This window comes from Collinsella sp. wc0583, assembly GCF_046116915.1.
Taxonomy (GTDB): domain Bacteria; phylum Actinomycetota; class Coriobacteriia; order Coriobacteriales; family Coriobacteriaceae; genus Collinsella.
Genome location: NZ_JBJXBN010000005.1, coordinates 1 through 12474, shown reverse-complemented (window position 1 = coordinate 12474; position 12474 = coordinate 1). Strand labels below are relative to the sequence as shown.

Below are 12474 nucleotides of genomic sequence, written 5' to 3'. Positions count from 1 at the left end.
CCTCGACTACTCCTCGCCCTCGAGCTTCTCGCTCGCCTCGAGCCACGCCATCTCCAACTCGTCCATGGCGGCGTGAACCTCGTCAATCTTTGCCTGCTGCTCGCCCAGCGCCGTGTAGTTGGTGGGGTCGACCTGGGCCATCGCGGCCTCGGCCTCCTCCACGCGAGCGCGCTGCGTCTCCATTTTGCGCTCGAGCGAGCTCACCTCGCGGCGGAGCTTCTGGCGCTCGGCGTTGGAAAGACCATTGGGCTGGCCGCTCGACTTGGGCTTTTCGGCCGCAGCCGCCGCGGCACCGGTGCCAAACGTGCCGGTCTTGGCACTCGGCGCACCCACGGGCTCACCCTCGGCGGTGGCGTTGCACAGGCGCAGGTACTGGTCGACACCGCCGGGCATATGCGTCAGGTGACCGTCGAGCAGCGCCCACTGTTGGTCGGTCACGCGTTCCATCAAGAAGCGGTCGTGTGTCACCAGGATCAGCGTGCCGGGCCAGCCGTCCAGCAAATCCTCGACAATCGCGAGCATGTCGGTATCCAGGTCGTTACCGGGCTCGTCCAGGATAAGCACGTTGGGCTCGTCCAGGATCGTCAGCAACAGCGACAGGCGACGGCGCTGGCCGCCCGAAAGATCGCCGATGCGGCTCCAGAGCTGCTGGGTCGTAAAGCCCAGGCGCTCGCAGAGCTTCTCGGGCGAAATCTCCTTGCCGTCGATGACGTAGTACTTCTTATAGTTGCCGAGAACCTCGCGGATCGTATCGCCCATGTAGGGCTCGAGCTCCTCGAGCTGCTGCGACAGCACGCCAAAGCGCACCGTCTGGCCAATCTTCACGCGGCCGCGCGTGGGCTCAATCTTGCCCTGAATCACGTCGAGCAGCGTCGACTTGCCAGCGCCGTTCTCGCCCAAAAGTCCATAGCGGTCGCCCGCACCGATGAGCCAAGTCACGTCGGAAAGTACCTGCTTGGGCGCGCCATCGGTATCCGCATAGCCGGCGTCCACGTCGACCACGTCGATAACCTGCTTGCCCAGGCGGCTCACCGCCAGGCGCTTGAGCTCCAGCTCGTCGCGTACGGGCGGTACGTCGGCGATGAGCTCGCGAGCGGCATCCACGCGAAACTTGGGCTTGGTGGAGCGCGCCTGGGCACCGCGGCTCAGCCACGCGAGCTCCTTGCGCGCCATGTTGCGACGACGCTCCTCGGTAACCGCGGCCATACGGTCGCGCTCTACGCGCTGCAGGATATATGCGGAGTAACCGCCCTCGAAAGGATCGACCTGGCCGTCGTGGACCTCCCACATACTGGTGCAGACCTCGTCCAAGAACCAGCGATCGTGCGTGACCACGAGCATCGCGCCCTGACCGCGCTGCCAGCGGGCCTTTAAGTGACGCGCGAGCCAGTTGATGGTACGCATGTCCAGGTGGTTGGTAGGCTCGTCGAGCATAAGCACGTCGTAATCGCCGATCAGCAGGCGCGCGAGGTCCACGCGACGGCGCTGACCGCCCGAAAGCTCGCCCACCGCGCCCTCCCAGGGCACATCGCTAATAAGGCCGACCAGGATCTGGCGCGTACGCGGACTCGACGCCCACTCGTACTCGGGCGTGTCGCCGACAACGGCATGATGCACGGTGTCGGTATCGACCAGGTTGTCCTTTTGGCCGAGCAATCCGATCGTGGTGTCGCGGCGGTGCGTCACGCGGCCGTCGTCGGGCTCCAGCGTGCCGGCGAGCACACTCAGCAGCGTCGACTTGCCGTCGCCGTTTTTACCGACGATACCAATACGGTCGCCCTCGTCCACGCCGAGCGTCACGTTATCGAAAATATGCTTGGTGGGAAACTCTAGGCTGACGGAATCGCATCCCAAAAGAATCGCCATATGCCCTGCTCCTTCGTAGAAATTCAACGTTGTCCATGATAGCAGCGAGCCTCACCCCAAACCACCACGAAGGTGCCTGTCCCCTTTGTGGTGGTCGTTTCGGTCGCAGAGCAAAAAGGCGCGCCATCTCCCGAAAGAGATGACCCGCCTCTCCAATCAGTCCCGTGGCGACCGTGGCCGCCGCGGGCCTCAAGCATGTCCCGGACTAGGAGAACATGCCGGTGAGGTAATCATTCAGCCGCTTGTCCTTGGGCCGCTGGAAAATCTCGTCGGTCTCGTCGTACTCGACCATATCGCCCATGTAGAAGAACGCCGTGCGGTTGGACACACGCGACGCCTGTTCCATGTTGTGCGTCACGATGACGATGGCGCGGTCGGCAACGATCGACGACATCAGGTCCTCGATCGCCAGCGTCGAGATGGGGTCGAGCGCCGAGCAGGGCTCGTCAAACAGGATCACGTCGGGATTGAGCGCCAGCGTGCGCGCGATGCACAGACGCTGCTGCTGGCCGCCCGAAAGCGCGTAGGCGCTCTTGTCGAGCTTGTCCTTGACCTCGTCCCACAGTGCAGCGCCGCGCAGACTCTCCTCGACCATACGATCAAGCTCATCGCGGTCGGTGATGCCGTGACGCCTAGGCGCAAATGTAATGTTGTCGCGAATGGACTTGCGGAACGGGTTGGGCTGCTGGAACACCATGCCAATGGAGCGGCGCAGCTCGTAGGTGTTCTCGGTCTTGGTATTCACGTTGCGCCCGCGGTAGTTGATCTCGCCCTCCACGCGGCAGCCGCGAATCTCGCGATTCATAAGGTTGAGGCTACGCAAGAAGGTCGACTTGCCGCAGCCCGAAGGCCCGATGAGCGCCGTGATCTCGCCCTTGTGAAAGTCGAGCGACGTGTTGTGCAGCGCATGGTGGTCGCCATAGTACACGTTGACGTCCTTGGTGGAGAGCACGACCTCGTCGCTCACGGCCCTGCCGCTCACGCGAACGCGCTTCTCGCTCTCCCCCACACTCGACAGAAAGTCCTGGGTCTCGGACGTGGCCGCCTCGGTTGCGGGCGTTGCATTCATCTCGCTCATTCGGCCGTCATCTTCCTTGCCAGTTGCTTGCCCACGATGCGGGCGATTACGTTAAACAGCAGCACGCAGATCATCAGCAGTGCGGCGGTGCCCCAGACGATCTGCTGGGCCTCGGGGCTGCCCTCGCCATAGATCTTGTAGATGTGCACGGCGAGCGACTCGCCGGGACGGAACACGTTCCAAGCGCAAGTGGGGCTCGACAGGTTAAAGCTCAAGAAGTTCAGACGCACCGGCGAGCTCATGCCCGAGGTAAAGAGCAGTGCCGCGGCCTCGCCAAACACGCGGCCGGCCGAAAGCACGATGCCGGTCACGATGGCGGGCATGGCCTCGGGGATCAGGATGTGCAGCGTGGCTTCCCAACGAGTAAGGCCCATGGCCAGGCACGCATCGCGCTGGGTCTGCGGCACGTCCTCGAGCGCCTGCTGGATCACGCGCACCAGGATGGGGATGTTGAACATGGTGAGCGCGACGGCGCCGGAGATGATGGAGTACTTCCAGCCCAGCTGAACCGAGAACACCAGAAATCCGAACATGCCGACGACGATGGAAGGCAGCGAGGACAGCGTCTCGATGGCGGTGGAGGCGATGTCGCGGATGGGCCCGTCCGGCGCGTACTCGACCAGGAAGACCGCGCCGCCCAGGCTGATGGGCACCGAGATGATCAGGGTGATCAGCAGCAGATAGAACGAGTCGAACAGCTGATAGAGCACGCCGCCCTGGGTTCCGTTGGCACGCGCGGGCTGCGTGAGGAAGCCCGGCTGGAACAGCGTCGAAATGCCCTCGAACAGGATATAGGCCACCATGGAAATGACGACGAGCATGACGATGGCGACGATCGCCGTCAACACGCCCGTGGCGATGCGGTCCTGTTTTTGGACACGCCCGAGTCTCGCCTCGTCGATATGGATGCGCGTGCTAGCCACGAGCCTTCGCCCCCTTGCGGCCAATGAGATGGATAATCAGGATGAAGATGAGGCTCATGCCCATCAGCAGCAGACCGAGCGCCCACAGAACGTCGTCCTGGGCTGAGCCCTCGGCATAGACAGCCATAGACGTGGTGAGCGTGGTGGTGATGGTGGACGCCGGCGACAGCAGCGACGTCGGCATGGCCTCGATGCCGCCGATAACCATGCGCACGGCGAGCGTCTCGCCAAAGGCGCGGGTCATGCCAAGGATGACCGCGGTCATGAGCGAAGGCATGGCGCTCTTGAGCACCACGTGCCAGATGGTCTGCCAGCGGGTATAGCCCAGCGCGAGCGAGCCCTGGCGGTAGCTGTCGGGCACGGCGCGCAGGCCATCGACCGAAAGCGTGGTCATCGTAGGCAGGATCATAACGGCCAGCACGATGGCGCCGGGCAGGATACCCAGGCCCGTGCTCACGTGGAAAACGCTCTTCATGAGGCCGACGACCACGTGAAAACCGATGAGGCCAAAGACGACCGAGGGAATACCGGTCAAAAGCTCAATAAGCGGCTGAAAGATCTTAGAGCCAAACTTAGGCTGGATCTCGACCGCGAAGATGGAAGAGCCGATGGCGATGGGCAGCGCGATGAGCGTGGAGAGCACCATGACCGCAAACGAGGTGACGATCAGGGGCAGGGCGCCGGTGTAGGGCAGCCCGCTTTCGGCCGTGTTGGCCAGGTCCCACTTGGTGCCGGTGAAGAACTCAACGACCGAAACGCCGTCCTTGACAAAAGCCGAGAGACCCTTTTGGGCGACCATAAAGATGAGTGCGGCAACGACAAGCGTCACGAGCGCTACGCACGCACCCGTGACGCCCAGGCCCACGTTCTCAAGGTCGCGCTTTGGCAGCTGTTTTGCCATTGCAAACCTTTCCGGGGGCGATTACCTATTTAGCGGAGACCTTGCCGCTGGCGTCCTTGACGACCTTCATGGCAGAGACGGGGATAAAGCCCTGCTCCTCGACAAGTTTGCCCTGGACGTCGTCGGAAAGCATGAACTCCAGGAAGGCCTTGGTGGCCTCGTCGGCGTCCTTTGCGCAGTACATGTGCTCGGTAGCCCAGATCTTAAAGGAGTCGTCGGTGACGTTTGCACTCTTGGGCTCCACGCCCTCGACCTTAATGGCGTTGAACTTGGAATCATCGAAGTGCGAGAAGTCCAGGTAGGAGATGGCGTTGTCGGTGCTGCCCATCTGAGTCTGGACGTCGCCGGACTTGTCGAGCTCGGCGTCGCCCTTAAAGTCGACGGCCTCGTCGCCAAAGACGGCGGCCTCGAAGGTGGCGCGGGTGCCGGAGCCGGCCTTGCGGTTGAGAACGACGATGGTAGCGTCGTCGCCGCCGACCTCCTTCCAGTTGGTGATCTGGCCGGAGAAGATGCCCTTGAGCTGCTCGAGGGACAGGTCGTCGACCTTGACGTTCTTGGAGACGACGGGGCCCATGCCCACGACAGCGACCTCGTGGTCGACGAGGTTCTTGACCTGGTCTGCCTCGAGCTTGGTCTCGGCGAAGACGTCGGAGTTACCGATGGTAACGGTGCCGGCGGCGACAGCGGTCAGACCCTTGCCCGAACCGTTACCCGAGCCGGAGACGGAGACGTCCGGGTTGGCATCCATGAACTTCTCGGCAGCGGCCTCGACGAGAGCCTGGAACGAGGAGGCACCGTCGTAGGTCACCTCGCCGGAGACGGACTCGGCAACGGCGGCGCTACCCTCGGCAGCGGTGTCGGCGGCGTTGGAGCCACCGCAGCCAACGAGGCCGAGACCGACGATGCTGGCAAGACCACCAGCGAGGCCGAGGAACTGACGACGAGAATAAGCCTGATCGAGCATGATCTTCCTTTCATACATGCGACTCGCGGGCACCCCGCCCGCTTTGCTGTTTGGAAAGATACGGCCCCGACCGGGCATCGCCCGCGCCAACTACGGTTTTTTACGGGCATCTGATAGACCCTTACCGCAAGCGCGACTCGGCTTTACAAACGAATAACAAACCCGCCGCCAAACATGACCCGCCTTTTACACCGATAAAAAGAAGTTGCGGTGAAATAGTTCCTGTTTGGCTGTCAGGCAGCCGATTCTAGGAACTATTCCACCGCAACTTAGATTGGCAAAACGCCGCAACCTTAAAGCTCGAGCTCGTTGAGCCTTAAGATCGCAACAATATAGATCTTGAGCGCTTGCTTGAGCTGCTCCTCGTTAGCGCACTCGTTGGGGCCGTGCATCTGGCCGCCCCATGCGGGCAGCTCCAGGCCGGTCTCCTCGGGGCCAAACGATACGGCGCGGGCAAAGTTGCGCGCATACGTGCCGCCGCCCATGGCAAAGGGCTCGGCATGCTTGCCCGTAAACTCGTTGTAGGTATCGATAAGTGCCTTCACAGCCGGATCGTCGGCAGACACCGAGAACGGCACCTTTGCGCGACCCACGCGATACGTCACGCCAAAGCGGCCCACGAGCGGCTCGAGCTGCTCGCAGATGGTATCGGCACTGGTGCTATCGGGGAAGCGCACGTCGATGACCTGCTCAATGTAGCCATCCACCACGCGGATGACGCCGGGGTTGCACGTGAGCGGGCCAAACGCCGCGCTCGTCGCATCGATACCCAGGCCGCGACCATAGGCGTCCGCATGCACAAAGGCCAGAAACTTGACAAACTCGTGCTCGGCAGGCGTCAGCAGGCGCTCGTCGCGCGCACCAAACGCGTCCTCGGCCTCACGCAGATACGCCACGATGAGGCCGACGGCATTGATCGTTCCCTCGGGCATCGAGGCATGACCGCCAATGCCGTGGGCAAAAATCTGCGCATGGCCGTTATCGAGTGCGGTGATCTCCAGGCGGTCGGCATTCTCAGCGGGCGCCGGCAGCTCATCGGCGGCAATCGCAAGCTCGCAGATAGACTGCGACGGAATAGCGTTGCTCGCCTCGGCACCGCTCCAGGACACAATGCGCCCGCCGTCGATCTTGGAGCTCACAAACGTCGCCCCAAGCTGGCCCTTCTCGGCATTACAGACCGGGAACTCGGCATCGGGCGTAAACAGAAAGTCGGGGTTCGCGTGGTTCTCCAGATAATGGTGAACGTCGGACATGTCCACTTCCTCATCGCAGCCCAGCAGCGCGCGGAAGGTATAGCGCGGCACAATGCCGTGCTTGAGCAGGTAGGCGCCGGCGTAGAGCGACAGCACGGCCGGACCCTTGTCGTCGATTACGCCGCGGCCGAGCAGCCAGCCCTCGCGGCGCTCCATCGCAAACGGGTCGGTGTTCCAACCGGGGCCAGCGGGTACCACGTCCACATGGCAGATAGTCGCGAGCTGCTTATCGCCGCGGCCCGGAATATCGGCGATTCCCACAAAGCCCTCGTCGTCGCTCGTCTGGTAGCCGAGCTTTTGCGCGATGCCGAGCGCGCAATCGAGTGCGTCACGGACCGGGCGGCCAAACGGCGCGCCGGGCTCCGCATCGGCAGCAACGGCCACAGATGGATAACTCACCAGCTGCTCGATATCGGCGACGACATCCTCCCAGACCTCGTCGACATACTCAGCAACGCTCTGCTCCACCTGATTCATGGACGACCTCCTTAGCAATGAGCGGCGAGCGTGCCCGCCCCTCACATCACGTCATTAGATAGCGAAAAGTTTAGCAAGCTCGGCCACCGAGTGCACCACCGCATCGGCACCCGCCGCCTCGTGCTCGCCCGGCGCCGCCGCGCCCGAATAGATGCCGATGCACGGCACGCCCATCGCGTGCGCGCCCTCCACATCGTTAAAGCGGTCGCCAATCATCACGGCCTCGTCCGCGGTCGCACCCAGGGCCGCCAGGGCATCGCGGACCGAATCGGCCTTGGTCTCGCGCCCCTGCGGCGGATTCATGCCAATCACCGCCTCAAACTGAGAAAGCCCGAGCTCACGCACCATGTCGATGCACTTTGCCTCCATGCGCGACGTCGCCACGGCCATACGCTTACCCCGGGCGGCCAACCCATTCAGTAACTCGGGGACCCCGTCGAACACGGGATACTCCTCCGGTCCCAGCTCATCAAAAAAAGCGCGGTACTCGTCGGCCACCACAAGCGACTTCTCGCGGGAAAAGCCGTAAAAGTCGTGAAAGCTCTTCCACAGGGGCGGCCCGATCATGCGACGCAGGTCACCCATCTGCGCCTCCGAAAACCCGCGCGCAGCCAGCGTCTTGCGCGTCGAGGTCATCACCGCCCGGCCCGTATCGGCCACCGTGCCATCGAAATCAAACAACACGACCGGCCGCCTGTATATCTTCAACGCCTCCATCGGCATTCCTCTTCCCCAGTTGACGATTTCCACACCGACACTTCAAACTGTTGACTATTCAACAATTGAACCTAGTAATGTGGAACGACTCTACTATACTTGTCGCACTTTGCTCTCAGAAGGCGGCGCGCAAGCGCCCCAACGAAAGGTGCAATTATGTCTTTTGCCATCATAACCGACTCCACGTCGGACATCTCCCCCGCCCGCGCCCAAGAGCTCGGCATTTACGTGATTCCGCTGCATGTGATTATCGAGGGCGAGGATCTGCTCGACCAGGTGCAGATTACCGCCCAGGAGTACGTCGCGCGCATGGCCGGCTCCGAGCAGCTGCCGCACACCTCGCAGCCGAGCGCCGGCGAATTCAAGGCGCTCTTTGATCGCGTGCTCGCCGACGGCCACGACAGCGCCATCTTTATCTCGCTGTGCAGCGAGTGGTCTGCCTGCTACGCCAACGCGTGCCAGGTTGCCGATACCCACGAGCTCGACGTGCGCTGCATCGACTCGCGCACCGGCTCGGCTGCCGAGGGCCTGCTGGTGGAGTACGCGCTGGCCATGCGCGAGGACGGCCACAGCCTGGACGAGACCGAGGCGCAGATCCGAGCGACGCTGCCCGACGCCCACCTGCTGCTGATTCCCCGCACGCTCGAGAACCTCGTTAAGAACGGCCGCGCGCCCAAACTCGCCGGCCAGCTCACGCAGATGCTCAACATTCGCCTGGCCGTTTCGCCGGAGTGGAAATCGGGCGAGATCAAGGCCATCAAAAAGGGCCGCGGCGCCAAGCGCATCGTCGCCAACACCATGGCCGATTGCCTCGCATTTTTGGCCGAACATCCGGGCTCCAGCGTGCGCGTGCTCACGACCGGCGCCGACGAGGAGCAGGAGCTCGTCAACCAAGCACTCGCAGGCCAGAACTACGTGGACGCCGGCACCGGCCCCATCGGCTGCACCATCGCCACCCATGTAGGCGTCGACGCCATCGCCATTAGCTACTGTCCCCGCTACCAGCCCATCCACTAGGGGCACCTTTACCACTTGCGGTGGAATAGGGACTGTTTTTGGCTTATCAGCCGCAAATCAATCCCTATTCCACCGCAACTTAGAAATCGGCAATCAGCCCTGCGGGCCCCGGAACAGTTCCTCATGCGAGCCCATTCTGACCAGTCGGATCACAGGATTAGTCTTATGCGGCAAGTACAGAACGACCACATCGACCAACCCATCGGATAGATGGAAATCGATGTGGCCGTTGTAATTGCCGCCCGGGTTTGAAAGCTCATGGGCGCCATATTCCGCGGGAAGCGAGCCGCGAGCTGCAAGCTCTGCGACCGCCGCCTTAAACTCGGTTTTTAGCTGCGGATGGATGCGCATCGTCCGTTTGTAATCCGCCTTAAACTGAGCCTCGACTTTAATCTCAAACATCGCTAGTCCTCATCGAGGAACGATATAAGCTCATCAGCGTTAGTGAATGACGGGCTGTCGTCCGGCAGAATCCCCAACTCATGAGCCTCGGCAATCACCATGGCACGCCTCGTCGCCTCATTGGGAACTTCGGGCCGACCCACAATTTCAAAAGGAATCTTTCGCTGATTTACCAGCTGCCGAACAGCAAGGTTGAGATACGAATTGAGACTCAGACCAACCGTATCCAAGAACTCAGTCGCCTGTTCCTTGAGCCCCTCTTCGATGCGAACCGTCGTAGGCTTAACCGTTGCAGTAGACATACGCGACCTCCTCGCTCTCGTCTTTTGCATCAGTATACCCAATATAGATGGCAGTCTGATGTTAGCTAGCATCAGACTGCCATTATTCATCTATAAGCGAAGAAGCCTTGTCCCTACATCAGCCCACTTAGGGCAATGTCGACGGCTTCGTTGAGGTCGTCGGTGATGTGGACGAGGTCTGGATCGAGCGGGCTGATCATACCGGCATCCATCACCGGACCGTTAAGCCAGTCGAATAGGCCCTGCCAGTACTCGGTGCCCACCAGCACGAGCGGCATGCGCTTGACCTTGTGTGTCTGCACCAGCGTGAGCACCTCGAACATTTCGTCGAGCGTACCAAAACCTCCGGGAAACACGATGGCGCCCGAGCTGTATTTGACGAACATGGTCTTGCGCACAAAGAAGTAACGGAAGTCCATGCCGAGGTTCACGTATTTATTGAGCCCATGCTCGTGCGGCAATTCAATGCCCAGGCCAACTGACTTGCCGTTGACACTCGCCGCTCCCCTGTTGGCCGCTTCCATGATGCCGGGGCCGCCACCGGTGATGACCGCCACGCCGCGCTGGGCGATTTTGCGGCCGACCGTGCGCGCCGCCTTATAGAGCGGATCGGTCTTGGGCGTGCGGGCGCTGCCGAAGATGGTCACAGCGGGCCCGAGCTCGGCAAGTGCGCCAAAGCCATCGACAAACTCGGCCTGGATGCGCAGCACGCGCCAGGGGTCGGTGTGCAACCAGTCGGTCGAGTCCTCGGGCGCCAGCAGGTTGGCGTAGGTGTTGTCCTTGGGAATCATGGGGCCGCGCATGACCACGGGACCGCGTCGGTACGTCTCGTCGTAGGCAGGCTCGCCCTCGATATTCTCGTTCTTAATCATGGGTACTCCTATCGAGAAAAAGAAAAACGGGCGGGGTCGACGCCATGCGTCAAACACCCGCCCGAACATCAACTATTCGATATGGTACCCACGATGCATCAAGTGCTTGTAAGCTATCGGTCATCGGTCTCGCAGACGGTGTTAGCGAACGTGATGACCGGCCAGCGCTCGCCCCTTGCCGTTGCTAGCGCTCTGCAAGCGCCCGCGCCGCTCTTAGTAGTCCACCGCCGCAGGACTGTTCATCCAGTCGCTCACAAACGCGCCGTAGCGGCCCTCGATAATGGCCTGACGGGCACGCTGCATAAGGTTGAGCAGGTAGTAGATGTTGTGCATCGACAGCAGAATACCGCCGAGCATCTCCTTCTGCGTGACCATGTGGCGAATGAGCGCGCGGCTGTAGCCGCCCGTGCACACCGGGCAGGTGCAGGTGGAATCGATGGGGCCGTCGTCGTGCGCAAAACGCGCGTTGCGGAAGTTGAGGCGACCCTCGCTGGAGAACGCCGTTCCCATGCGGCCGGTGCGCGTCGGCAGCACGCAGTCGAACATGTCGATACCCACACCCACACCGCGCACGAGGGTGGTCGGGTTGCCGACGCCCATCAGGTAGCGCGGCTTGTGCTTGGGCATATACTCGCTCGCGAGCGGTGCAAGCGTCTCGAACATAGTCTCGTGGTCCTCGCCCACCGAGTAGCCGCCGATGCCGTAGCCCGGGAAGTCGCCGCACTCCTCCAGATGGCGCAGCGAGCGCAGGCGCAGGTCCAGGTGCATGCCGCCCTGGACGATGCCAAAGAGTGCCTGGTCATCGCGGGTATGCGCCTTATAGCAGCGCTCGGCCCACATGCTCGACAGCTCAACGGCGCGTTCAACGTAGGCGCGCGTGGCGGGATAGCCCGGGCACTGGTCGAGCTGCATGCAGATGTCGGAGCCGAGCTTCATGGCGATTTCCATGTTGTCCTCGGGCGTCCAGAACACGTGGCGGCCATCGTAGTCGTTGACGATAAAGCGCACGCCCTCGTCGGTGAGCTTGACGGCGTCGTTGTGGCTGAACACCTGGAAGCCGCCCGAATCGGTAAGAATGGGGCCGTGCCAGTTCATAAACTTATGCAGGCCGCCCAGCTCGGCGATGGTGTCCTCGCCGGGACGCATGGACAGGTGATAGGTGTTCGCAAGCACGATCTGGGCGCCGAGCTGCTTAACGGTCTCGGTAGGAATACCCTTGACGTTTGCCTTGGTGCCCACGGGCATAAAGATCGGCGTCTCGATGTCGCCGTGCGGGGTGTGCAGCACGCCGGCACGCGCATGCGTCGTCGGATCCTCGGCGATCAGGTCGAATTTAAAAAGGCTCTGGTCCATAAACTGGAACTCCTTGGTTGCGGTTCATACGCAAACCATTATACGGGCAACCCGCAAGGAGCACCGACTCGACAGAAACCACTCCCCAATGCACCAAAGCACAATGGGCGTGGATTATCGGACACTTACCTAACGAGAGTGGATAATCTCCCACTTTTGGCAAGAATACTGACCAAAAACGGGAGATTATCCACTCTCAATAAAATGATCCGTTTTCCTCCGTCCCCAACGGATCATTTCCGACAGCCACAGCAACGCCGATGTTATGGCGCCGACAGACACTATGACCCAATCCGAGGGCACTAAAAAGATAGGAGCCCCCGCTCGTGACCGCGGGTCGGGGCTGCGA

12 protein-coding genes are annotated in these 12474 nt (G+C 61.8%); 1 reads left to right on the top strand and 11 read right to left on the bottom strand.

All coding sequences use genetic code 11. The features are described from left to right. Positions 1-6: 6 nt before the first annotated feature. The 7 genes from ACKUUJ_RS05230 to ACKUUJ_RS05200 form a co-directional block, all read right to left on the bottom strand. Entirely contained in the window at positions 7-1866 is a 1860-nt protein-coding gene (locus tag ACKUUJ_RS05230) for an ABC-F family ATP-binding cassette domain-containing protein (protein WP_409064882.1), read from the bottom strand. Between the two features lie 205 nt (positions 1867-2071). Then, positions 2072-2944: a phosphate ABC transporter ATP-binding protein PstB gene (pstB, locus tag ACKUUJ_RS05225; protein WP_409064881.1), complete on the bottom strand. Its 873-nt coding sequence runs from the start codon at positions 2942-2944 to the stop codon at positions 2072-2074. Further along, positions 2941-3867, bottom strand: coding sequence for a phosphate ABC transporter permease PstA (gene pstA, locus ACKUUJ_RS05220; protein WP_409063732.1), 927 nt, complete (start codon positions 3865-3867; stop codon positions 2941-2943). The genes pstB and pstA overlap by 4 nt, the downstream gene beginning before the upstream one ends. Further along, positions 3860-4768 (bottom strand): phosphate ABC transporter permease subunit PstC, encoded by a 909-nt coding sequence (gene pstC / locus ACKUUJ_RS05215; protein ID WP_409064880.1) that lies wholly within the window; start codon positions 4766-4768, stop codon positions 3860-3862. The genes pstA and pstC overlap by 8 nt, the downstream gene beginning before the upstream one ends. Positions 4769-4793: 25 nt before the next feature. Further along, a complete protein-coding gene (locus tag ACKUUJ_RS05210) occupies positions 4794-5732 on the bottom strand; it encodes a phosphate ABC transporter substrate-binding protein (RefSeq protein WP_409064879.1) in 939 nt (312 codons plus the stop codon). Positions 5733-6025: 293 nt separating this feature from the next. Then, positions 6026-7462, bottom strand: coding sequence for a M20 family metallopeptidase (locus tag ACKUUJ_RS05205; protein WP_409064878.1), 1437 nt, complete (start codon positions 7460-7462; stop codon positions 6026-6028). A 54-nt stretch (positions 7463-7516) separates the two neighbouring features. Continuing rightward, positions 7517-8179, bottom strand: a complete 663-nt coding sequence (locus ACKUUJ_RS05200) for an HAD hydrolase-like protein (RefSeq protein ID WP_409064877.1) — start codon at positions 8177-8179, stop codon at positions 7517-7519. A gap of 156 nt (positions 8180-8335) precedes the next feature. Between ACKUUJ_RS05200 and ACKUUJ_RS05195 the strand changes: the two genes are divergently transcribed. Next, a complete protein-coding gene (locus ACKUUJ_RS05195) occupies positions 8336-9196 on the top strand; it encodes a DegV family protein (RefSeq protein ID WP_409064876.1) in 861 nt (286 codons plus the stop codon). Between the two features lie 93 nt (positions 9197-9289). Here ACKUUJ_RS05195 and ACKUUJ_RS05190 read toward each other — a convergent pair whose 3' ends face one another. The 4 genes from ACKUUJ_RS05190 to tgt form a co-directional block, all read right to left on the bottom strand. Next, entirely contained in the window at positions 9290-9598 is a 309-nt protein-coding gene (locus tag ACKUUJ_RS05190; RefSeq protein ID WP_128620156.1) for a type II toxin-antitoxin system YafQ family toxin, read from the bottom strand. A gap of 2 nt (positions 9599-9600) precedes the next feature. Further along, positions 9601-9900, bottom strand: a complete 300-nt coding sequence (locus tag ACKUUJ_RS05185; RefSeq protein WP_409064875.1) for a type II toxin-antitoxin system RelB/DinJ family antitoxin — start codon at positions 9898-9900, stop codon at positions 9601-9603. Between the two features lie 113 nt (positions 9901-10013). Next, positions 10014-10772, bottom strand: coding sequence for a TIGR00730 family Rossman fold protein (locus ACKUUJ_RS05180; protein ID WP_409064874.1), 759 nt, complete (start codon positions 10770-10772; stop codon positions 10014-10016). Between the two features lie 213 nt (positions 10773-10985). Further along, the gene (gene tgt, locus ACKUUJ_RS05175; protein ID WP_409064873.1) at positions 10986-12125 is read right to left on the bottom strand and encodes a tRNA guanosine(34) transglycosylase Tgt; all 1140 of its coding nucleotides are present in this window, start codon (positions 12123-12125) and stop codon (positions 10986-10988) included. Positions 12126-12474 lie beyond the last annotated feature (349 nt).